The sequence below is a fragment of the Streptomyces sp. NPDC097617 genome (genome assembly GCF_044761485.1).
Lineage (GTDB): Bacteria > Actinomycetota > Actinomycetes > Streptomycetales > Streptomycetaceae > Streptomyces.
This window is the reverse complement of the sequence record NZ_JBIWCL010000005.1, coordinates 242,837-265,362: the sequence shown is the minus strand read 5'-3', so window position 1 is coordinate 265,362 and position 22,526 is coordinate 242,837. Positions and strand designations below refer to the sequence as shown.

The window sequence follows — 22,526 nt, the reverse complement described above, 5'->3', positions numbered from 1 at the left end:
AGGGCCAGCGGTGGCGCGACAGCGGCGGCACGCGCGACCATGAGGAGATGGAGCCGGCGACGGAGCGGGCCTCTGCGCAGGTACGGGATCAGCAGCGCGAGCAGCCGCGCGAGCAGATCCGCGATCAGGCGCGGGAGGTCAGCGCCCCGGGCCGCATCGCCGCACCCGGCGAGGACATCAGCCCCGAGGAGCTGGCCCTCGCGGCCCGCAACCACGGACTCCCGCTGGAAGCCCTGCGCTACGAGGTCACCCCACCCGGACTCCACTACGTCCTGGTCCACTACGACATCCCCGCGGCCGATGCCGCCCGGTGGTCCCTCTCCGTCGGCGGCCGGGTCCGTACCCCGCTGGCACTGGACCTCGCCGCCCTGCGCGCCCTCCCCGCCGTCACCCACCGCGTCACGATGGAGTGCGCGGGCAACGGCCGGGCCCGCCTCACCCCCCGGCCGGTCAGCCAGCCGTGGCTGGTCGAGGCGGTGGGCACCGCCGACTGGACGGGCGTTCCGCTGCGTCTGGTGCTCGCCGAGGCCGGGGTACGGCAGGACGCCGTCGAGGCCGTGTTCACCGGCGCCGACCACGGGATCGAACGCGGCGTCGAGCAGGACTACCGGCGCAGCCTGCCGGTGGCGGCCGCCACCGGCGACGATCCGGACGTGTTGATCGCCTACGCGATGAACGGCGCGCCCCTGCCGCCGCAGCACGGGTATCCGCTGCGGCTGGTCGTCCCCGGCTGGTACGGCATGGCGCACGTGAAGTGGCTGCGCGAGATCACCCTCGTCGACGCGCCGTTCACCGGTTTCCAGCAGGCCGTGGCCTACCGCTACCGCGGGGCCGACGACGCTCCGGACGACCCCGGCGAGCCGGTCACCCGGATCGCGCCGCGCGCCCTGATGGTACCGCCGGGCTTCCCCGACTTCATGACGCGCACCCGCGTCGTGCACCCCGGCCCCGTACCGCTGGAGGGCCGGGCCTGGTCCGGCCGCGGGGCCGTCGTCCGGGTGGAGGTGAGCGCCGACGGGGGCCGCTCCTGGGCCCCGGCCGAGGTCGCGCCGCCACAGCCGCACCGGTGGGCCTGGCAGGCCTGGTCCTGTGTCTGGTCGGCCGCACCCGGCCGCCACACGCTGACCGTCCGCGCCACCGACGCCGCAGGCCGTACGCAGCCGCTCGAACAGCCGTGGAACCGGGGCGGCTTCGGCAACAACCTCGTCCAGCACGTCCCGGTCCTGTGCTGCTGAGCCGACCCCGCCGTCAGCCGAAGCGGCCCTCGACGTAGTCCGCGGTGCGTTGGTCGGAGGGGGTGGCGAACATCGCCGCGGTGGGGCCGTGCTCGACGATCCGGCCCGGGGTGCCCTGCTCGGCGAGGAAGAAGGCGCACTGGTCGGAGACGCGGGCCGCCTGCTGCATGTTGTGGGTGACGATCACGATGGTGACCTCGTCGGCCAGGTCCCGGATGGTCTCCTCGATGCGGCGGGTCGAGGTGGGGTCCAGGGCGGAGCAGGGTTCGTCCATGAGCAGGATCCGGGGGCGGACCGCCAGCGAGCGGGCGATGCACAGGCGCTGCTGCTGGCCTCCGGAGAGGGCGCCGCCCGGCTGGCGCAGGCGGTCGCGGACCTCCTTCCACAGGCCCGCCTTGCTGAGGCACTCCTCCACCAGGTCGTCCTTCACGGCCCCCGAGGTGCGCACGCCCGTGAGTTTCAGGCCCGCCGTGACGTTGTCGTAGACCGACATCGCGGGGAAGGGGTTCGGCTTCTGGAAGACCATGCCGATACGTCGGCGGGCGTCCGTCAGCCGGCGGCCCCGGGCGTAGATGTCCTCACCGTCGAGGAGGACCTCCCCGGCCAGTTCGGCGCCCGGGATCAGCTCGTGCATGCGGTTGAGGATGCGCAGGAAGGTCGACTTCCCGCAGCCCGACGGCCCGATCAGGGCCGTCACCTGGCCGCCGGGCATCTCGAGCGAGACCCGGCTGAGGACCTTGCGTCCGCCGAACCAGGCGGAGATCCCGCGGGCGTCCAGGGAGGAGGAGGCACCCGTGGAGGTGGCCTGGGGCAGGGTGAGCGTCTCGGTCATAAGGGCCTCGATCACAGGAGGTTGGGCAGGAGCAGGGCGGCCTGGTCGGACACGGCGAGGCCGAGTGCGGCCAGTACGGGAAAGCCCACCAGCCAGGCGTGGGCGCGGCCCCAGCGGACGCGGGCCCAGGCCAGGGCGGCCGCCGAGAGCAGTAGGGCCTGACCCCACAGGATCAGCGGCATCCAGGCCGAGGACTGCCCGGCCATCGGAGCCTCGTCGGCGGGCAGCCGGCCGGAAGCCCGACCGCCGAACTGCTGCGCGGGCGTGACGAGTTCGGCGTCGACCTGGAGCACACCGCCCGGCATGTACGGGGTTCCGTCGGCGGTCATCAGGGTCAGCAGGCCGGCCTCCCCCGTCGGCCGGACGGGCTGGGGGTCCCCGGCCCGGCGCACGCCCAGGACCCGGTACCCGTGCTCGCCCTGACCGGTGGTGACGGTGAAGGTCTCGCCCCGCTCCAGGTCGCCGATGTGGCCGAACGGGCCTCCGTAGCCCGCCTGGCGGCCCATCAGGATGCTCGTTCCGGGCTGGCCGGGGAGCACGGTGTCGCGGCGGTGCCCGGGGCCCGATGCCAGCACCTCGGCGGTGGTCGCCTCGCGGACCACCTCCCGTACGCCGATCTGCGGGATGGCCAGCAGTGCCACGGGCTCGCCGACCTTCGTCGGGCCCACCGGGGCCGTGGCGTTGGCGAGTTGGTCGCGCAGCTGGGCGTAGCCCACGCGGCGGTCCCGCTCGTGGCGGAGGTGGCCGAGCGGGCCGACCTCGGCGACGAAGCCGAGGAGGAGCGCGCCCAGGATGGCCAGGGCGGCTCCGGCGGCCCACAGGCCGGGGCCGGCGGCCGGGGCGGACCCCGGCCGCGCCGGAGCGCGAACGGCTCCGGCGGGGTCGGGGCGCGCGTCCACCGGCTCGGTGGCGGTGGCGGTCATCTGTCCTTCTCCGTCGTTCGGTTGCTAAGGCTGCTTCAGCTGATTCGGCCGCTTCGGCCGCTTCGGCCGCGTCAGTTGCCCGGGGTGCCGGAGGCGCCCAAGAAGCTCAGCAGGCCGCGGCGGCGGGCCCACCAGAGGGCGAAGCCGCCGGTCAGCACCAGCCCCGCGGCGATCAGGGCGAGGGTGGTGACGTCCGTACCCGTGTCGGCCAGACCACCACCCGAGCCGGAGCCCCCGTTCGCGCCGCTGCCCCCGGTGGTGCCCGCGGTGCTACCCGCGCCGCCGGTGGTGACGTTGGTGGACAGGCCCAGTCCGGTGCCGCCGGTGGTGGCCGTGCTGGTCGGCGTCGGGGTCCCGGAGGGGTCCGGGGTAGAGGTCGGGGTCGGACTCGGGGTCGACGTCTGCGTGGGCGTGGGCGTGGGCGTGGGCGTCGGGGTGGGCGTCGGGGTCGGGGTGGGCGTCGGGGTCGGGGTGGGCGTCGGGGTCGGCTGGCCGCCGCCCGGATCCGTCGTCCGGTACTCCGTGTTCGATGTGAACCACATCGGCCCGGTGAAGTCCCCGTACGTCTCGTTGCCGAAGGCCTTGCGGCACACCACCGTCAGGTCGTAGCGGCCCTCGAGGCTGGTGAAGCCCGCCTCGTTGGCGTAGTCGCGCATGGTCATCGTCAGCGGAATGACGATGCCGCCGGACGGCGCCTGCCCGTACGTGGAGATCGGGGAGTTGCCCACCACGTTCTTGCCCTCGGCCGGGAAGCCCTTGCCGGTCACCTTCACCAGGACATTGGTGGCGGGCGCCGGGCAGGCCGCCGAGGTGGCGAGGTCGACGCTGGTGGTGTCCGTGCCCGTGGCCGGGTTGATCACCGCCGTGCCGGACGAGACGGCCTGGGCCGCCGCGCCGGGCAGGGCCACTGCGGCCAGGGTCACGACGGCGGAGGCGAGCACGGCGGCTCCGGCCGCGTCGCGCCGGGAGGGACGTGTGAACTGCACGATGGGCTCCTTCTTGGCGATCTCGGGTGTGGTGCGTCGGCGCGCCGACGCGGTGGCCGCCGCCCGGGCCGGGCGCCGGCGGCGCCACAGCCACAGCCCGCACGCGGTGATCGCGAGAACCAGGGCGAGCAGCGTCCACGGGACCGTCCACAACGACACCGAACGGGTCAGGGACGGAAGTTTGGGGTCCACGCCTTCGCGGGTGGCGACCGCCTGGACGGAGACGACGGCGGAGGAGCGCAGTGCGGGCACCACGCCGTCGGCCTTCGCCGTGATGGTCAGTGCGCTGCCGGGCAGCAGGTCACCGAGGTCCTTGAGGCCGCCCGCGGTGACGGAGCCGCCGAGCATGCCGTTGATACGGACGGCCTGGCGGGCGCCGAGACGGACGTTGCCCGTGTTGCGCAGGGTGTACGTGACGGTTGCCGAGCCGCTGCCGAAGGGGTTGAAGGTGCCCGCGTACGAGGCCTTCACGTTCTCCACGGCCAGGCGCGGGGTCAGCTCCCCGGCGAGGCGGAGGTAGACGCGGGTGCCGACGCGCTGGTCGAGGCGGACCTTGTTGCCCTGGGCGTCCTGGCCGCCACCGGCGAGGGTGGCGACGATGCCGGCGGTGTGGTCACCGGGGCTGGCGTCCCGGGGTACGGCGAGGGTGAAGGGCACGATGACGTTCGCCTTCGGCGGGACGGTGACCGTGTCCTTCTCCAGCTTGATCCAGCTGCCCGCGTCCTTCGGGGCCTGGCCGGCCGGGAGCAGGTCGAAGCCGCCGTCGACGGTGTTGACGGCGTCGCTCGCGTAGACGGCGACGGTCAGCGGCTCGTCACCGTAGTTCCAGACGGCGATCTGGTCCCGCAGGCCCGCGCCGCCGGTGACCCCGTACGAGAAGTGCGGGCGGGCGTCGGGTTCCGTGGGGCCGGCCGGCTGCACCCCGAAGGTGGACTTCCGGTCCTCCGCGGGCGCCGGGGCCGCGTGCGCCGCCGGTACGGCGAACAGCGCGAGCAGCAGGGCCATCAGCACGGCGGCGACGGTGGCGGCGCCGGTGCCGGTGACCGTGGTGGTGGCCGCGGCGGCGGACGGGCCCGGACGGCGCCGGGAAGGGGCGGTGGAGGTCATGGCGCGGGCGTCCGATCCGGGCGTAGGGAGACGATCGGTGAGATCGAGGCGTCAGGGGCGGGGCGGAACGGGCATCGTGCTGGGAAGGGCCCGTTCCGCCCCGGGGCTCACGCCTGGATCAGATGGCGGTGAGGGTGAGGGTGGCGCTGTAGGTGCCGGCGACCGTGGAGGTCGGGACGTTCAGCGCCAGGTCGGCGGTGACGTGCGCGGTGCCGAGACCGGCGCCGTTCGCGAGGGTGCGGGCGGACTTCAGGCCCGCGGCGCCCGCGTCACCGGCGGCCGAGCCGTGCGCCGCGGCGACGACGGAGCCGGCCGTGACGGTCTGCGCGGGGGCCTTGTCGACGAGCTTCGGGGACCAGCCGAGGTTCTGGCCGTTGATGGCGTGCGTGGCGCCGTCGGAGAAGTCGGTGACCTGGCCGCTGACGGTCCAGCCCGGGTTGCCGGCGCGCGTGTCGGTGAGGGTGACCGGATTGATGGACCCGGCGGTGGTCAGCAGGTCGCCGTCAGCGTTCAGGACCGGCGAGGGCAGCGTGACCTGCGGGTTGGCGACGCTGATCACCAGCGCGCCGGCGTTGACGGTCGTGGTGATGGTCTCGGAGGCGGTGACTCCGGTGAACGCGCCGACCACGTAAGGGATCGCTCCGGAGTCGGAGCCGGTGAAGGCACCCGCGTCGGCCGGCACGAAGACGGCGGTGAAGGCGTGGTCGCCGACCGGCAGGCTGCTGGTGGTCAGCACGGCGGTGCCGTTCGCGACGGGGACGGTGCCCAGCGTGGCGGTGCTGCCGCCGACGGTGTCGGTGAACTTCACCGCGCCCGCCGCGCCCGCGGGCGTGACCGTACCGGTCAGGGTCACGGGGCTGAACTGCGGCGCGGTGGAGGCCGGGGAGACCGCGAGGGCGGTCGTGGTGGGCGCCGCCGGGACGGCCGTGACCACGTAGGAGACGTGGGCGGAGGCCGACCCGGTGTACGAGGCGCTCGCCGGGGTGAAGACGGCCGTCAGGTCGTGCGTGCCGGCGGTGAGGTTGCTGGTGGTGAGGGCGGCGGCGCCGCCCACGACGGTGGCGGCGGTGCCGAGGTTGTTCGTGCCGTCCTTGAACTGGACGGTGCCGCCGGCGCCGGCCGGGGCGACCGTGGCGGTGAGGGTGACCGGGGTGCCGGCCTGGGCCGGACCGGCCGGGGTGACCGCGAGCGCGGTGGTGGTGTCGGTCTTCACCGCCGGGTCGGTGTTCTGGTAGGTGGTGTTCGAGGTGAACCAGACCGCGCCGGTGTAGTCACCGAGGCTGGTGCCGTTGAAGGCGGTCCGGCAGATGACCGTGAAGTCGTACTTGCCCTGGAGGGTCGTGAAGCCCGCCTGACTGGCGTAGTCCCGCATGGTGGAGGTCAGCGGGATGACCATGCCGCCGTTGGGTGCGGTCGGGTAGGTGGTGATCGGGGAGTTGCCGACCACGTTCAGCCCGCCGGCGGGGAAGCCGGAACCTTCCACCTTCACCAGCACGTTGGTGGCGCCCGCGGGGCAGGCGCCGGAGGTGGTGAAGGCGACGCCGGACGTGTCGGCGCCGGTCGCCGGGTTGATCTCGACGGTGCCGATCGGGGCGGCGTACGCGGCGCCCGCACCCGCGAGACCCGCCGCGAAGGCGGCGGTCACCGTGGCGACACCCAGGGCCAGGGCCCGTGAAACTCTGTTCTTCAGCACAGCGGTCTCCAGAATCGGAAGATCAAGGCTCGATCAGGGATCAGGGATCAGCGATCGGGGATCAGGAGCAGCGGTCAGGGGGTCTGCTTGGTGGTGTCGCCGCAGCTCGGGTTCGCGGCGAAGCCGTAGGTGTTGATCACCGAGGTCTGCTTGCAGATTTCGGAGTTCGCCCCGACGAAGACCGTGCTCCACGGCGCGGTGGCGACCTTGCTGGTCGGAATGACGTTGTAGACGTCGCGCTTCACACCGAAGCCGCTGTTGAGCACGGTGGGCGCCAGACCGTCGACGGTGCCGAGGATCGCGCGGCCGCGCAGGTCGGCGATGGTCTGCGAGGACTGCGACTGGTACTGCGCGAGGGAGAACGGAACGATCGACTTGTCGTCGAGGACGCGGCCGTCGTGCTCCTGGACCGGGGCGCTGCCCTTCTTGTCCTTGATGCAGGGGTAGACACCCGCGACGACGTCGGCGTCGGTGATGCCCATCTGGGACTCCCAGAAGCTGCGGGTGCCCGAACCGGCCTGCGGCAGGTAGACGGTCATGTCGTAGTGGGGGCCCGCGCCCACGTAGTTCGGGTCGCAGTGGTAGATCGCCTTCAGGTCGGTCAGCGACAGCTTGCGCGGGATCGCCGAACCGGGGGTGATCGCGTAGCTGACGCCGTCCACCGCGAACGGGACGTACGTCAGGCCCGGGGCCGCGGCCGCCAGGTTGAGGGCGGAGGAGCGGGCGAAGTCCAGACAGCCGTTGTTCGCCTGGAGGGAGGTCAGCAGCGCGGAGCGGCCGGCGCCGCTGCCGTTGGGGCGGGCGATGGTGCAGTTCGGGTTGGCGGCCGGGTCCTTGGTGGTGACGTTCGCGGAACCGGTGGCGTCGTACGAGCCGATGACCTTCTGGCCGTTCACGGTGATGGCCGCGGCCAGGCCGTTCATGACGTCCTGGGTGGTGTCGGAGCCGACGCCGGACAGCTGGCGGTACGGCGGCGGGCCGGCCGGGTCGGCGAAGGCGATGCTGCCGCCGGTGGCGCCGAGCGCCAGTGCGGCCGTCGCGGCGGCGAAGGCGGTCTTCTTCTTGTTCACGCGGGTATACCCCTCAGCTGGGCTGCGCCCCGGGTGGTGCCCGGCACGCGTTGGGTGAAGTTCCGTTGGCGCGGACGAATCAGACGGTTGTGGCCGGGCATCACCTCCCTTCGTCGCGGTGGGCGGCGCCCGCGCGCAGGGCTCGCAGGTGGGGCAGGAGACGGGGCAGGAAGCGGGGCAGCAGCGGGCCGGCGAAGGCCGCGAGCGCGCCCACGATCAGGCAGATCAGCAGCACGTGCCGGATGGCGCCGACCACCCAGCGCGGGGTGTCGACGGTGGCCCGCGCGGCGGGTGCCTGGCCCGCGGTGGCGGCGGGTGCGCCGGGTGCGGCCGGGGCCGCGGCCGCCGGAGCCGCGCCGCCCGCGGCGGCTGCCGGGGCGGGGGCGGAGCCGCCGGAAGCGGTGGACCCGCCGGAGCCCGAGGTGGCTGCCGCGCCGCCGGCGGACGTGCCCGCGGTGGCCGACGTACCGCCGGAAGCAGTGGCTCCGCCCGCTTCGGCACCCGCCGACCCGCCCGGAGCCGGCTTCTTGCCCGCCTGCGCCGCGACCGTGCGCGCGGCCTCGCGGGTCTGGGCCCGCAGCGCCTCGGGCAGCGGGGCGTAGCCGTGCGGCAGCGTTCCGGCGGCCACGCCCGGGGTCTGGCCACGGTCGGCGGCGTAGGCGAGGAGGCTGCCGTAGTCCTTGCCCTCCGCCACCGTGAGGTCGGCGGGCACGGTCGCCGCGTAGGTGAGGACGGTGAGCGGGTACGCCGCCGGGTCCTTGGCCGCGGGGTCGGGGGAACTGATGCCGCTCGCGCCGGTCGCGCCCGGCTTGCGGGCGCCCGCGGCGGCGATCAGGCCGGCCGGCTCCGGCGCCACGAACCGGCCCGCCGCGTTGAGGAGATCGGCGCGTACGAGACCGTACCGGCCGGCGGTGGCAGTGTCGGTGACGGCGAGCACGGCCCGGGCTCCGGCCGGCTGCGGCGGGTCCTTCTTGTAGGCGGGCGGCGTGGCGGTCGCGTCCCAGGAGGTACGGGCGAGGGTGTCGCCGCGGCTCGCGGCGCGGGCGGCCGCGTGCATATCGCTCGCGTAGGGGTGCTTGTCCTGGATGCAGAGCGGGAAGGAGGGCCGGTCGTCGAAGGGCTGGCAGTACGGGTCGCTCTTGGGGAAGCTGTCGACCGGCAGCGCCAGGTCCTTGTAGTGCGGGTTCACGGCCATGCCCGCGTACGCGCGCTCCCCGTACGTGCCCGCGTTGTCGGGCACCCCGGTCAGGAACTCCCGGGCAGCGGCGTCCTGCGCCACCCACTCCCACAGCTGGCGGGTGGTGTCGGCGAGTGGCTGCGGCACGAGGGCGTCGCCGAGCCTCCCGCCGAAGTCGAGGCCGGTGTAGTCGGGGTTGTGCCGGATGAACTCCGGGTCGCGGCCCAGGTTCTCCGGGTTCTTCGCGGTGCTCTCGGCGAAGCGCGAGTTGCCGTCCTTGTACGACTCGGTCAGCAGCTTCGCGACGAGCCGCGGGGTCAGCCGCAGCGATCCGAGGCGGGTGCCGTTGCGGGCCTTGACCTCGTCGGGGGCGCCGAAACCGGCCTGGCTCTCGATGAAGTAGCCGATGGTGATGCCGGAGAGGGCGACGGGCGCGTAGACGGGTGTGCGGGTTTCGGACCCGGGGGCGGACGCGGCGGCCGGCCGGCCGAGGAAGACCAGGCCCGGGGCGCCGGAGAGGAGTTTGACGCGGGCCGTCTCGTCCGGGACCTGGGCGTAGCCGTAGATGGCCTTCCCGCCGGTCTGGCACAGGGCGGGCTGCCAGCGGGTGACGGCCTCGGCGGCCATTTCGCTGCCGAGCGTGCCGCGCTCCTCGGCGCCGATCGGGCAGAAGCTGCCGAGCGGTTCGAAGCCGAGCGGGACGACGAGGCGGTGCTTCCAGTTCGCCGGGCTGAGCGGGGAGGACTGGAGCTGTCCGCCGGACTGGCCGGTGTACGGGGTTCCGTCGACCTCGGCGGTGCCGCGCGGGACGACCACCAGCCAGCAGCCGCGGCCGGCGGTGGCGCCCTGCGGATCGCGGACGGCGGCGCCGCAGCCGAGGCCCGGGGCCTCGATTGCGGTCTGGGTCTCGAACCAGACCTCTCCGGTGCCGCGGGCGTTGGTGCGGGCGTAGGGGACCTCGTTGGTGCTGTTGACGTCGAAGAACTCGTTCCAGTTGCCCGGGCTGACCGGGTCGCCGCCCGCCGTGCGGAAGGGGGCGAAGGAGATCCCGCTCGGGGTGGGCGGCGGCAGTGGCTGGTTCTCCGCGTCCCTCAGGCGGTCGCCGTAGTTGAGCTGGCGGCTGTTGGTGTAGGCGCCGGCGGCCTGGTTGCCGGCGCCCGCGCCCAGCGCCGAGGAGCCGCCGAATTGGCACTGGTCGGTGGTGGGACCGGTCGCGGCGTCACCCCAGCACTGCATGATCTGGAGGTAGTTGGCGGAGTAGGCGGTGTCCGAGACGGTCGGCGCGCCGCCGGCCCAGGACACCTTCACCACCTGGTCGACGAGGTTGCGGGTCTGACTGACGGTCACCTTGAGGGTGGCGAATTCGCCGGAGCCGGTGACCGTCGCCTCGGATCCGTCGGCGGCCGGGCCGATGGCGGCGTGCGCGTCCTGCGCGCCGGGGCCGAGGGTGCCGGCGGCGGCCACGACGGGGAGCAGGACCAGGCAGAGCGCGCCCAGCGCGAGGCGGAGCCGCGGGGGTATGCGGAGTCGGGGCGTACGGGGTGTGCGGGGCGTGCGGGGTATGCGGGGCGAGTGGGGTATGCGGGGTCCGGGCATCAGGAACCGCCTCCCGTGCGTCGCCGGGCCAGCTGCCGGGTGAGCAGCGGGGGCCCCACGGTGAGGGTCAGCAGGATCAGCGCGCCCAGCACCATCAGCGCGGTCTGGAGCAGAGCGCCGATGCCGGTGGCGGTGGTGACGGGGATGCCGAACAGGTCACCCGACCCGGCTGCGAGGGGCCGGCCCGTCTCAGGGTCGACGGCTCCCGCTCCGGCGTCGGCGCCGCCCTCGGCGGACCCGGCACCGGAGCCCCCGGTGGCTGCGGCCCCGCCATCGGCGCCGCCCCCGCCCGTACCGGAGCCTGCGGTGGCCGCAGCGCCCCCGGACGCGCCCGCGCCCGTACCGCCGCCGCTACCGCCGGACGCGGCGGCTCCGCCGGAGCCGCCCGAGGCGCTGCCCGTCTGGGTGGGGGTCTTGTTGCCGCCGGTGCCGACCTCGCACTGGGTGGCGCCCTTCTTGTCGCACTCGGCGGGCTGGGGCGCTGTGGTGGCGAGGGTGTTGGTGCCGTCGGCGGAGAAGGTCGGGTTCTTGCAGTTCTTGATGTCGATGGCGGTGGCGGTGACGCCGGGGATGCGGCGGACCTGTTCCAGCCCGGCCTGCACGAGGTTGATCGGGAGCGGCGAATAGCCGAGCCGGTCCACCGAGCGCTGGCCCTCGCAGAGGAAGTAGTAGGCGAAGGCGCCGAGCGCCTTGCCCTTCTGCGGGTTGAAGTTCGCTTCCTGCGCGGTCGGGATGATCATGTAGCTGTAGCTGGAGAGCGGGTAGTTGCGGCGGTCGCTGCTCTCGTCGTAGACCTGGGACAGGTCCTGGGTGAGGTCGGCCCCGATCCTGGCCTTGGTGAGCGAGACGGCGACGTTCTGCGCGGTGGGCTCGGTGTAGTAGCCGGACCCGTTGAGGATCTTGGCGACCGGGAAGCCGGTGGTGGCGACCGCGTAGGAGTACTCGACGTAGGTGATGGTGCCGACGTTGCCGTCCTGGGCGACGTAGCCGGAGACGCCGTTGGAACCGGACTGGCCGACGAAGCCGCGGCCGGAGACGACCGGGAAGTTGGAGGTCTGCCCGCAGGGGGTGGAGCGGCCGGCCTTGGCGCAGTGGGCGTCCCACAGGCCGCCGTGGCGCTGGGCCAGCCAGTTGGTGAGCTGGGCCGTGGTGCCCGAGCCGTCGGAGCGGACCACGGGGACGATCCGGCGGGCGGGCAGCGAGGCGGCGAGGGCCGGGTTGTCGGCCTTGATGGCGGGGTCGTTCCAGGTGGTGATGGCACCGGTGAAGATCTTGGCGACGACCTCGCCGGAAAGGCGGAGGTTGGTGACCCGGCGGTTGCCGATCTTGAGGTTGTACATGAAGGCGGTGCCGCCCGCGACGATCGGCATGTAGCCGAACTTCCGCGAGGGCGCCGGGTCCACGACCCCGGAGTCCTTGATGCCGTAGGGGATCTCGGAGACGGCGAAGTCGACGGTTCCGTTGCGGAACTGGTTGCGGCCGTCGGACGATCCGGTACCGCTGTAGTTGACCGTCATGCCGTACTGCTTGACGTTGGCGCGCCACTGGTCGAGGGCGTTCTGGCTCCAGGTGGAACCGGCGCCGGACACCGGTACGTAGCTCTCGGCGACGGCGGGCGCGGCGCCGGGAAGGGCGACGGCGACCGCGGCGAGGAGCAGGGCGAGCACGCGGACGAGGACGCCCGAGGGGGCACGTCCGTGGTGGGCCGGGGGTCGTCCGGGCATCGGGAACTCTCCTGATCGGTGACGGATCGTACGAAGCGTGGTGCGGCGGGACGCGCGGAGCGCGGCTCCCTCACGACCGGGGCGGAGGCCCGGGTCGCTTCTCCCCCGGCTGCGCGAGGGGAGCGAAACCCCCCGGAGCCGGCCCTCCCGCCCCGCCGGGGCCCACCTCCCGCGGCCCCGCCGGCTCCTCGGTCAGGTCCTGCTCGCGCTGCTCGGCCCTGGCCGCCATGCGCTCCGCGTCGCGCACCGAGGCGAGGACACGGCGGTGCTGCTGGCCGCGGCTGAGCTGTCCGGGGGCCCGGCCGCCGATGACGCGGGCGAGCACGAACAGCAGCAGCACCAGACCCATCAGCAGGGCCGCGCAGCCGAACCCGCGGGCGATCATCGTCTTGTCCGGGTAGCCGACGAGGCTGAAGGTGGCGAGCGGCAGCGACATCTGCGGCCCCTCGACGGGGTTGGCGTTCAGTCCGGCCGCGATGCCCGAGGTGAGCAGCACCGGGGAGGTCTCGCCGATACCGCGGGCGGTGCCCAGGATCACGGCGGTGGTCAGGCCGGAGCGGGCGGTGGGCAGCACCACCGTCCACACGGTGCGCCACTGGCCGGCGCCGAGCGCGTAGGAAGCCTCCTTGAGCGAGCCCGGGACCAGCCGGATCACCACGTCGGAGGCCCGGATGACGATCGGCAGCATCATCACGGAGAGCGCGAGGGCGGCGGCGAGGCCGGACTTGTCGTGACCGAGGAGCAGGATCCAGGTGGCGTAGATGAACAGGCCCGCGACGATCGACGGCAGCGCGGTCATCGCTTCGACGATGGTGCGGACGAACCGGGCGTAGCGGCCGGGTACTTCGTTGAGGAAGACGGCGCAGGCCAGCCCCAGCGGCACGGTGATCGCGAGGGCGATGCCGATCTGCTCCAGGGTGCCGACGATGGCGTGCAGGGCCCCGCCCTGGGTGAGCGGGTCCAGCGGGCCGGTACCGGACATGTCCTCGGTGAAGAAGTTGAGGTGGGCCAGTGCCTCCCGGCCGCGCACGATGGCGTAGCCGACGACGAGCAGGAGGGCCGCCAGCAGCAGGGCGGCGACGCTGTGGACGAAGGCCTGGGCGAGGCGGGCGCGGACGGCCGAGCCGTTCTCGTCGAGGGAGACGAGGACCGCGTACAGCGCCATGAAGGCGAAGTAGAGGACGACGGTGAATCCGAGCGGTGCGTTGAAGGGCAGCACGCGCCCGAAGAGGAGCGAGGTCAGCCCGAGTGCGGCGGCCGCGGCCCCGAGCAGGGCGAGGATGTCGCGGGCGTGCAGGGAGGAGGTGTTGCGGCGCTCTTCGGCGGGCGTGCCGGGGCCGTCGGGGACGGCCTCGGGGCAGACGGTGCGGGGCGGGTCGGCGGTGGCCGCGGCGCTCGGGTGCGTGGTGACGGTCATGCTTCGGCCCCCGCTCCGGAGCGGCTGCGGGCGACGACCGAGGACGCGATGAAGTTGACGACGAGGGTCATGAGGAAGAGGGCGAGGCCGGCTGCCATCAGGGCGGACATCCCGAACTCGCCGGCGGATCCGTAGCGCAGGGCGATGAGGGCGGACACGGAGTTGGCGCCGTTCTGCAGGAGGTGCCACTGCACCTCGAAGACCGGGGAGATGATCAGGTAGACGGCGATGGTCTCCCCCAGTGCGCGGCCGAGGCCGAGCATGGTGCCGCCGATGATCCCGCCCCTGCCGAAGGGCAGGACGACGGAGCGGATGACACCCCACTGGGTGGCGCCGAGGGCGAAGGCGCCCTCGCGTTCGCCGGGCGGGGCCTGGGCGAAGGCCTCGCGCATCACCGAGCAGGCGATCGGCGTGACCATCAGCGCGACGACCATGCCGGCGATGAAGGTGGAGGAGGTGTAGAAGGTGTTCGGGCTGAGCGGGTCGCGGGGACTGTCCCCGTCGACGGCGAAGAGCGGGAACCATCCGAAGTAGGTGGTGAGCCAGCGGGACAGGCCCACGACGCTCGGCTGGAACAGGAACAGCCCCCACAGGCCGTAGACCACGCTGGGCACCGCGGCCATCAGGTCGACCAGGCTGATCAGGGTCTGCTTGAGGCGGCGCGGTGCGTACTCGGTGATGTAGAGGGCCGTACCCGCGGCGAGCGGCACGGCGAAGACGATCGCGACGGCCCCGATGAGGACGGTGCCGGTGAGGACGGTCGCGATGCCGAAGTGGTGGGAGTCCGGCTCCCACGCGGAGGTGGTGAGGAAGGCCGGGCCGGCGTCGGTCAGGGCCTCGAGGGCGCGTCCGCCGAGAAAGACCCCGACCAGGGTCATGATCAGGAGGACGGTGGCGCCGGCGCCGCGGGCCCAGCCGCGGAAGATCCGGTCGGCCGGGTCGCCGCCCTTGAGGAGGGGGCGGGGTGTGTCGCCCCGGTCGGCGGGCTCGGGCGCATCGACGACGGTCGTGGTCGCGGTGGTCGCGGTGGTCACAGCAGGCCTCCCCCGCGGACGGCGAGCCCGGGGGCGTCGCCGGCGCCGGGCAGGCGCAGGCCGCGCAGCCGCCGGGTGTAGGTGACGCCGGAGGCGACCTGCGCCTCGGTGACGGCGGACAGGAAGAGCTGGAGGCTGTGGCGGCATTCGCGCTGGCGGCGGAAGGTGCGGACGGCGACGGCCACGCATTGCTCGTCGAGGGTGAGCTGCCAGGTCCAGGCGCCGGCCCCGCCCCCGGCGGTGGCCCCAGCGGTCGCCGCCGACCCGCTACCGGTGCCGGTGCCGGTGCCGGGGGACATCACCACGAGCGTGCTGACCCTGGCGGCCTCCGCGCGCAGCCGCTCCACGGAGGAGCAGCAGGCCGTGAGGCTGCTGTGCGCGTGCGGACTGCGGCCGAGTTCGTGGTTGTTGGCGCCGATGAGACGCCAGGTCACCGCCTCGGGGCAGCCGCCGGCACCCCCTTGGTCCGCGGCGCGTCCGGGTGCCTGACGTCGTACGACGTCCACCCACGACACGAACAGAAAACGTGGCCGAGACACCGGTCCGCCCCCCTTCCCCACAAGCCGTGCGTGGCCTGAAATCGGCCACCCACCCATGGCCGCGGGCATGACAATCCACGGGGCGTAGGGCTGTGCGGCACACGGATTGGTGAAGCAGAAACGGAGAACATGTGAACGAGAGGAGGGGGCATGTGTGGGCCCTGTGATCCCTAGGAGATTCCGAGGAGGCGGACGGCTTGGTAGTACATCTGGGCGGTGCCGTCGCACGAGTTCCGGCGGGGGCCCGAGTACTGGGCGCAGACCCGCTTCAGGTCCGCGTGGAACGCCAGGTCCAACCGTTGTTTGGCGGCCGGAAACAGTCCTGCCGCACGGTGGTTGCGGTAGCCGAAGTCATGGCGCGCGCAGGCGTCCGCGAAGGGGAAGCCGAGGGGGTTGTCGGGGGACGAGGTGCACTGGTCCGTCGACCAGTCGAAGGCGTACGCGGCCCAGGGCGCCCGGTGCTCGCGCGCCTGTGCCCATGCGTGGTAACTGGCGGCACTGGTCTGCGTCCAGCGGCTCAGCACCTGCGGCTTGTCGGCCGGGACCTGCGGTGCGGCGCCCGCCCGGGCTACCGGGGCGACGGCGAGCAGCGCGGTGGCGGCGGTGGCGAGAGCGGGGAGGAGGAGGCGACGGCGCATGGGGTTCCTCGGTGCCTGGGCGGAGGGGGTCACCTCCGGCCAACTGCCCCGGGCACCCTCCGGTTACTGCGCGTCGATCCGACCGGACCCGACACCCTCCCAGGTATGAGTCCGTATGGGACTTGCGGCGCACTCTCGTTTCGTCCTGAGGAGGGACGCGCGACGGGGGTCCGCCCGTCGAGACTGGAGAACATGAACCGCCGCCCGCTCGTCATCGCCGCAGCCACCGTGGGAGTACTCGCCACCGCCGCCTTCGCACTGCCCAACCTCCCGCCGAACCCCGTGACCGACACGATCGACAACAAGGTGTACAAGGAGAAGGGCAAGCGCTTCGCGAGCGCCGCCGATGCTCCCAAACGCGAGAAGGCACCGTTCGCCCTGCCGTCCTGGATACCCAAGGACGCCACCGACGTCCGCATACGGGTGCGCACGACCGGCGAGGCCCGGCTGATCCGGTTCACCCTCGGCGCGACGCCGCTGGACGCCCCCCAGTGCGGCGCGGGCACGCCGAAGCCCGTGGGCAACCCGGACCTGCACGCCAAGTGGTGGCCGGGCGGCAATCTGCGGGACGGCGTGCGCTCCGAGTGCCGCGGCGCCCACCAGTACCAGGTCATGGTGCGCGGCAAGCGGGTCTACGCCTGGACGGACGGCACCCCGCCCCCGGGCGCCGGGCCCCGGGACGGCGCCCCCGCCCCCCGCGCCCACGGCTGACCGCCCGGCGGGCGCAGGGCACTCGGCGGGCCTACGGCTGCGACTGCGACTGCGGCTACGGCTACGGCTACGGCTACGGCTACGGGTGTGACGGCGACGGGCAAGGAGTGTTCAGTCGCGGGCCAGCGCCGCGGCGGCGGCGCTGGCGAAGCCTTCAGGGTTGTCGAGCATGATGTTGTGCCCGCACACGGGGACGGACACCACGGCCACACCGGAGGCCTCCAGGGCTGCGGCGCCCGGGAGCGGGCCGTCCGCTTCCGGCAGCAGGTAGGTGCACGGGATCTTCGAATCCAGCAGCAGCTCGCGCATGGTGGGCGTGGTGCCCGCGACCAGGTGGACGGCGGTGCGGTACAGGGCGGTTCGGCCGGCGAGCCGCATCGTGGCCCACCAGTGCGCCCCGACCCGGTCCCGCACCTCGGCCCAGCCCCCGGCCAGGAACTCCTCCTCGGTGCAGGAGGCGATCCCGCTGCTCCCCGGCATGACGGGAACGGGCTGCTGCGGGTCCAGGTTGGCGTCGATGAGCACCAGCCGGGACACCAGACGGGGGTGCCGGTGGGCGAGCACGATGGCGACGGCGCCGCCCATGCTGTGGGCGATCAGCTCGGCGCCCTCCGCACCGGCTTCGGTGAGGGCGGCGGCCAGCGCGTCGGCGTGCGCTTCGAGGGTGTAGGAGAACCCCTCGGGACGGTCACTGTGCCCGTGACCCAGCAGGTCGACCAGCAGCGAACGCCGCCCCGCCAGCAGCGGATGCGTGGCGCTCGCCGCGAAGTAGGCGGGCGAGGTCGCCCCCAGCCCGTGCACATAGACCCGGGCCGGTTCCTCCCCCGCCAGCTCGACCCAGCGGATCCGGTCGCCCTCCGGCGTGACCACGGCGTTCCTCACGATGCTCCCCCACGTGCCTTGGATTCCCGACAGCCGGAACAGGCTAAGGGGTGCGCCGGCCGGGGCAGTCACGGCCGCCACGCCGTGCCGGATATCGGCTGACCATCCGTCATGCGCCCACTATCGTGACCGCCATGGACATTCGCCGGGCCAGCACCCCCGCCGAGCTCACGGCCGCCGAATCCCTCTTCGACGGGCCCGCCCGCGAGGAGTGGTCCGAGCGGTTCCTCGCCGCCCCGGGTCACGTGATGCTCATCGCCTACGTCGACGGCGTGCCCGCCGCAATGGTCTCCGGCATCGAGATGAGCCACCCCGACAAGGGCACGGAAATGTGCCTGTACGAGCTCTCCGTGGACGAGGGGTACCGCCGCCGCGGCATCGGCCGCGATCTGACCCTGGCCCTCGCCGAGGAGGCGAAGGCGCGCGGCTGCTACGGCATGTGGGTGGGGGTCGACACCGACAACGAGGCCGCTCTCGCCACCTACACCTCCGCCGGCGCCCGCGACGAGGGCGTCTTCTCGATGCGCGGCTGGCCCCTCGCCCCGTAGCCGGGTCCGGCCCCTCCCCGCAGGCCCTCCCCGGCAACCTCTCCGCCCTGACCGGCACTTAGGGTGAGCGCGGATCAACTCATTGGTTGATCGGAGATGTGGCCGAGGCCCTGCAGGCCATCCACGCCGTCGGCATCGTGCACCGGGACATGAAGCCGTCGAACGTGCTCCTCGCCGCCGACGGTCCCCGGGTCATCGACTTCGGCATCTCGCCGGCGTCCGACATCACGGCGCACACCACCGCCGGCGCGACCATCGGCACCCCCAGTACATGGCCCCCGAGCAGGCGTCGGCGGGTGAGGTCACAGCAGCCGCCGACGTCTTCGCGCTGGGGCGGACGGCGGCGTTCGCCGCACTGGGCGAGCCGCTGTACGGCACGGGTCCTTCCGCGCTGGTGCTGTACCGGATCGTGCACTCCGAGCCCGACCTGACCCGACTGCCGCAGGAGCTGCGACCGCTGATCGCCCGGTGCCTGGTCGCCGATCCGCAGCAGCGGGCCACCTCCCGCGGAGATCTTGGCGGCGTGCCGGCAGCTGGTGGGCGAGGACGTCGACGCGGCCGGCGGCCCGGCCCTCTGGCGCGAGGTGACGGGGCCGGAGCTGTCGGTCCCGGAGCCGGTCCCGGACCCCACCCCGGCGCCCACGCCCGTACTGGCGCCCGCGCCCGCACCCGCGGCGGCGCCCGCTCCCGTCCCGGCGCCCGTGTGGGGGACGGTTCCTCCGCACGCGATGCGCCAGGTGTGGCAGCCCCCGCAGACGACGACGCCGGAAGGACCGGAGCAGCTGCGCAGGCGTCGGCGCCGCAACGTGCTGATCTCCGCCGCATCGGTGGTGGCCGTCGCACTCGTACTGGGCACGGCATGGTCGGTCATCGACAACGCGGCGGCCGGGCTGCGCGACCGCGCGCAGTTCCCGGCGGCCGAGGGGACACCGGCGGGGTCGGCCCGCTCGGCGAGCGGGGGACCGGCCCCGGCGGCCACCCCGTCCACGCAGAGCCCGAGCCCCAGCCCGAGCCCGAGCGGCCCGCCGAAGGCGATGCCCTACCCCCAGCTGTGCCTGGACGAGGACAACTCGATCGGCATCAAGGAGCCGATCCAGCATGCCGACCGTGCGGGGGACATCCGTCTGAAGTGCGGAGAGTACGACTGCTCGCTGGAGAGCAGCACCAGCGTGATCACCGTGCTGTCGGGCGGACCGAACGGCTCCCTCGACTCGTGCCGGAAGGCCCTCGAGAACACCAACAAGAAGAGCCGGCCCCTGGACCTGGCGGCGGCCGGCAGCGAGTTCTGCGTCAAGCACCCGTCGGGGGACATCACGCTGTTCGTGATCACGCTCAAGTCGACCCGGACGCTGTCGGACCTCCCGGCCCTGGTGTCGGCCGACATGACGGTCTGGCGGGCCGCCTGACGGAACGGGGCACCGCGCGGGCCCGGGCCCGGATACGCCCGCGCGGCGGCGTGTCGTGCGCCCACTCGGCGCACCCTCCGCGCGCCCGGGCCGCCGCTCGCAGAGCATCGGCCGCATGACCGCATTCGCCGCGCTCCTCCCCGCCGCCGCCCTCCTCGCCGCTTCCGTCACAAGCTCCCCGCCGGCTCCCGGCTCCGGTGCCGCCGCCCCTTACGTCGTCGTCCTCAAGGACACCACCTCCCGCGCCCCGACCCGCGCCGTGGCCGCCGAGGCGGCGGACGCCGGGGACGAGGTCGGGGCCGTCTACGGGGCCGCCCTGAACGGCTTCGCCGTCCGCACCACGGCCGCCCGGGCCGCCGCCCTGGCCGCCGACCCCCGGGTGGCCTCCGTGGAGCCGGACGCGGAGTTCCACACCAGCGACACCCCCGGCACTACCGGCACCACGGGCGCCGCCGACACCCCCGGCACGCCCGGCACCCACCAGTCCCTGCCGCAGGCGCCCGCGCCGTGGTCCCTGGACCGGATCGACCAGCGCGAACTCCCCCTCGACGGCTCGTACACGTACCCCACCAGGGCCGCGGGCGTCACCGTCTACGTCGTGGACACCGGTATCAACACCGGGCACGTGGAGTTCGGCGGCCGCGCCCGCAACGGCTACAACGCGGTGTTCCTCGGCAGTTCCCGCGACTGCAACGGCCATGGCACGCACGTCGCGGCGACCGTGGGCGGACAGACGTACGGGGTCGCCAAGGGCGTCTCGCTCGTGGGCGTGAAGGTGGCCGACTGCCGTGGCTCCGCCGCCCTGTCGGCCCTGATCAAAGGTCTCGACTGGGTGGTGAAGGACGCCGCCAAGGCCCCCGCCACCCCGGCCGTGGCCAACATGAGCATCGGCGGCACCCGCAGCTACGCGCTCGACGCGGCGGTGGCCCGGGCCGTGGCCAGGGGGATCACCGTCACCGTGGCCGCCGGGAACGACGGCGCGAACGCCTGCTCCGGATCCCCGGCCGCCGTCCCCCAGGCCCTCACGGTCGGCGCGACCGACGCCGCGGACCGGCGGGCGCCGTTCTCCGACCACGGCCGCTGCGTGGACCTCTCGGCGCCCGGCGTGGGCATCACCTCGGCGTGGAAGGGCACCGCCACCGCCACGGCCCGCGCCTCCGGCACCTCGATGGCCGCCCCGCACGTGGCCGGGGTCGCCGCCCTCATCCTCGCGCGCGGTATCGCGCGCACCCCGGCTCAGGTGTCCGCGGAACTGCTGCGCAGCGCCGTGCCCGACCGGATCTCCGGTCTCCCGGCCGGCACCCCGAACCTGCTGCTCCACACCCCCACCGGACGCTAGACGTCCCTTCCGTATCCACCCCGGCATCCACCGGACATCCACCCCGGCACCCACCCCGGCACCCACCCCGACCAGTCGGTATCCGATGGGCCATCAGACTCTCTCTGATGGCCCATCAATTTCTGTGCGCTTCGGGCGAAAGCAAGTCATTGACTTCTCATCACGGCGACGCGTCAATATCGGCCACCGCACCGGCTCGGCCTCCCCCACACAGCGGGTGGGGGGAGGGGTTCGTCATGACGAAGGAGTCGCGACCCAGTGAGTACGAGAACCTATCGACGAAGAGTGCTGGCCGGGGCGGGAGCCCTGTCTCTGGCCCTGACGGGCGGCGTGGTGGCCCTGACGGGTTCCGCGCAGGCCGCGACCAAGACCACAGCCGTTTTCGAGAACTGCGACGCCCCGGCGCCGCAGCCGGACGGCTCGGGCAACCAGAACTACACGGTCACCCTGCCCGACGGAGCCAAGGCCGGCGACGTCGTGCCGATCACGATCGACCCGGGCGCGAGCCCCCTGATCCCCTCGTTCTCCGTCACCACGGTGAACACCTCCAAGATCACTCTCAAGGTGGGGACCACCACCCAGGTGGTCACCAGCCCGCCGGAGACCGTCTCCGTCGTGGCCGGGCAGCCGCTCGACCCCAAGGCGTTCTCCGGAACCATCAAGATCCCGGACGGCACCGAGGGCACGACCGTCCAGGTCGCCCTCGACCTCGCGGTGACCGACGCGGACCTCTCCGGTTCGGTCTTCACCACCACCTGTACCCCGGCCCCGCGCCCGAGCGCCTCGCTCGGCTCGGTCGCGGTCGAGGCCCTGCCCAAGGACCCGGTCACCACGAAGCTGACGCCCAACAGCGGCCCGGCGGGCACCGCCGTCGCCGTGACCGGCGCCAACTTCCCGGCCGGCCCAGTCACCTGCTCCGCCCTGCTCGCGGGCACGGCGACCGGTGACACCGGTGCGGGCACGGCGGACGCGAGCGGCGCCGCCACCTGCAACCTCACGGTCACCAAGAAGGCCGACGCGATCCGGATCGACGGTTCGATCACCCCGTACAAGTCCTTCGTCTTCCTGGAGGAGCAGGCCGGTGTGAAGAACCCGGTCGACGTCGAGGTCCTGCCCGGGCCGCTGGCCCTCGGCCCGAAGGACGGCCAGCCGGCCGTCAGCTTCGGCGCGGTCACCATCAACGGCAAGGCCCAGTCGGTGGTCGGCGTCTTCAACGCCGCGACCGTCCAGGACTTCCGCGGCGGCTCGCTCGGCTGGGACGTGACGGCGACGCGTACGCCGTTCCTGAACCAGACCACCGGCCACTCGATGGCGAAGGCGCAGATCGGCATCCAGCCGTCCTGCACCGTGACCAACCCGGACAGCCCGAGCACCTGCACCGCGGGCACCCCGGGCGCGATCTCCGACGTCCCCATGAAGGTGGCCTCCCAGGCCGCCGGCGGGGAGGAGCTGACCGGTGGTGAGTTCGCCGTCGGCGGCGCCGGAATGATCCAGCTCCCGCCCTTCATGTTCGCGGACACCTACCAGACGGTCGTGACCTTCTCGATCGCCTGACCCGTACGGCCGCTCGACCCAGGGTGGTGGGGGGGGGGGGGGCCGGCCCCCCCCCCCCCCCCCCCCCGCGCCCCGCGGGGCCCCCCCCCCCCCCCCCGCGCCCCCCCCCGCGCCC

19 protein-coding genes are annotated in these 22,526 nt (G+C 73.6%); 7 read left to right on the top strand and 12 right to left on the bottom strand.

Going from position 1 to position 22,526, the window contains the following annotated elements:
- Positions 1–47 precede the first annotated feature (47 nt).
- Positions 48–1,235, top strand: coding sequence for a sulfite oxidase (locus ACIQZO_RS12225; RefSeq protein WP_403624020.1), 1,188 nt, complete (start codon positions 48–50; stop codon positions 1,233–1,235).
- A 13-nt stretch (positions 1,236–1,248) separates the two neighbouring features.
- Here ACIQZO_RS12225 and ACIQZO_RS12220 read toward each other — a convergent pair whose 3' ends face one another.
- From ACIQZO_RS12220 to ACIQZO_RS12170, 11 genes are all read right to left on the bottom strand, one after another.
- On the bottom strand, positions 1,249–2,067 hold the full coding sequence (locus ACIQZO_RS12220; RefSeq protein WP_403624017.1) for a phosphate ABC transporter ATP-binding protein: 819 nt from the start codon (positions 2,065–2,067) through the stop codon (positions 1,249–1,251).
- Between the two features lie 11 nt (positions 2,068–2,078).
- Positions 2,079–2,990, bottom strand: coding sequence for a sortase (locus ACIQZO_RS12215; protein WP_403624014.1), 912 nt, complete (start codon positions 2,988–2,990; stop codon positions 2,079–2,081).
- 71 nt (positions 2,991–3,061) lie between these two features.
- Entirely contained in the window at positions 3,062–5,083 is a 2,022-nt protein-coding gene (locus ACIQZO_RS12210) for a WxL protein peptidoglycan domain-containing protein (RefSeq protein WP_403624011.1), read from the bottom strand.
- A gap of 118 nt (positions 5,084–5,201) precedes the next feature.
- Positions 5,202–6,776: an Ig-like domain repeat protein gene (locus ACIQZO_RS12205; RefSeq protein ID WP_403624008.1), complete on the bottom strand. Its 1,575-nt coding sequence runs from the start codon at positions 6,774–6,776 to the stop codon at positions 5,202–5,204.
- Positions 6,777–6,850: 74 nt separating this feature from the next.
- Entirely contained in the window at positions 6,851–7,846 is a 996-nt protein-coding gene (locus ACIQZO_RS12200; protein WP_403624005.1) for a hypothetical protein, read from the bottom strand.
- 100 nt (positions 7,847–7,946) lie between these two features.
- Positions 7,947–10,619 (bottom strand): hypothetical protein, encoded by a 2,673-nt coding sequence (locus ACIQZO_RS12195; protein ID WP_403624002.1) that lies wholly within the window; start codon positions 10,617–10,619, stop codon positions 7,947–7,949.
- Positions 10,619–12,343, bottom strand: a complete 1,725-nt coding sequence (gene pstS / locus ACIQZO_RS12190) for a phosphate ABC transporter substrate-binding protein PstS (RefSeq protein WP_403623999.1) — start codon at positions 12,341–12,343, stop codon at positions 10,619–10,621. The genes ACIQZO_RS12195 and pstS overlap by 1 nt, the downstream gene beginning before the upstream one ends.
- Before the next feature lie 70 nt (positions 12,344–12,413).
- Positions 12,414–13,760, bottom strand: coding sequence for a phosphate ABC transporter permease PstA (gene pstA / locus ACIQZO_RS12185; protein ID WP_403623996.1), 1,347 nt, complete (start codon positions 13,758–13,760; stop codon positions 12,414–12,416).
- Positions 13,757–14,794: a phosphate ABC transporter permease subunit PstC gene (gene pstC / locus ACIQZO_RS12180; protein ID WP_403623993.1), complete on the bottom strand. Its 1,038-nt coding sequence runs from the start codon at positions 14,792–14,794 to the stop codon at positions 13,757–13,759. Before pstC ends, pstA begins: the two co-directional genes overlap by 4 nt.
- Positions 14,791–15,309: a hypothetical protein gene (locus ACIQZO_RS12175; RefSeq protein WP_403623990.1), complete on the bottom strand. Its 519-nt coding sequence runs from the start codon at positions 15,307–15,309 to the stop codon at positions 14,791–14,793. The genes pstC and ACIQZO_RS12175 overlap by 4 nt, the downstream gene beginning before the upstream one ends.
- Before the next feature lie 194 nt (positions 15,310–15,503).
- Entirely contained in the window at positions 15,504–15,971 is a 468-nt protein-coding gene (locus tag ACIQZO_RS12170; protein WP_403623987.1) for a phospholipase, read from the bottom strand.
- Positions 15,972–16,163: 192 nt separating this feature from the next.
- On the opposite strand from ACIQZO_RS12170, the gene ACIQZO_RS12165 reads away from it, so the two are divergent.
- Positions 16,164–16,682, top strand: coding sequence for a hypothetical protein (locus ACIQZO_RS12165; protein WP_403623984.1), 519 nt, complete (start codon positions 16,164–16,166; stop codon positions 16,680–16,682).
- 111 nt (positions 16,683–16,793) lie between these two features.
- On the opposite strand, the gene ACIQZO_RS12160 is transcribed toward ACIQZO_RS12165, so the two are convergent.
- Positions 16,794–17,564: an alpha/beta fold hydrolase gene (locus tag ACIQZO_RS12160; protein ID WP_403623981.1), complete on the bottom strand. Its 771-nt coding sequence runs from the start codon at positions 17,562–17,564 to the stop codon at positions 16,794–16,796.
- Positions 17,565–17,662: 98 nt separating this feature from the next.
- On the opposite strand from ACIQZO_RS12160, the gene ACIQZO_RS12155 reads away from it, so the two are divergent.
- The 5 genes from ACIQZO_RS12155 to ACIQZO_RS12135 all read left to right on the top strand — a co-directional run bounded on the left by ACIQZO_RS12155 (position 17,663) and on the right by ACIQZO_RS12135 (position 22,411).
- Entirely contained in the window at positions 17,663–18,112 is a 450-nt protein-coding gene (locus ACIQZO_RS12155) for a GNAT family N-acetyltransferase (RefSeq protein WP_403624275.1), read from the top strand.
- Between the two features lie 86 nt (positions 18,113–18,198).
- A complete protein-coding gene (locus ACIQZO_RS12150) occupies positions 18,199–18,543 on the top strand; it encodes a protein kinase (protein ID WP_403623979.1) in 345 nt (114 codons plus the stop codon).
- An 84-nt stretch (positions 18,544–18,627) separates the two neighbouring features.
- Positions 18,628–19,518 (top strand): hypothetical protein, encoded by an 891-nt coding sequence (locus tag ACIQZO_RS12145; protein ID WP_403623976.1) that lies wholly within the window; start codon positions 18,628–18,630, stop codon positions 19,516–19,518.
- 115 nt (positions 19,519–19,633) lie between these two features.
- Positions 19,634–20,857, top strand: a complete 1,224-nt coding sequence (locus tag ACIQZO_RS12140) for a S8 family peptidase (RefSeq protein ID WP_403623973.1) — start codon at positions 19,634–19,636, stop codon at positions 20,855–20,857.
- A gap of 258 nt (positions 20,858–21,115) precedes the next feature.
- The gene (locus ACIQZO_RS12135; RefSeq protein ID WP_403623970.1) at positions 21,116–22,411 is read left to right on the top strand and encodes a hypothetical protein; all 1,296 of its coding nucleotides are present in this window, start codon (positions 21,116–21,118) and stop codon (positions 22,409–22,411) included.
- The last annotated feature ends 115 nt before the right edge of the window (positions 22,412–22,526 follow it).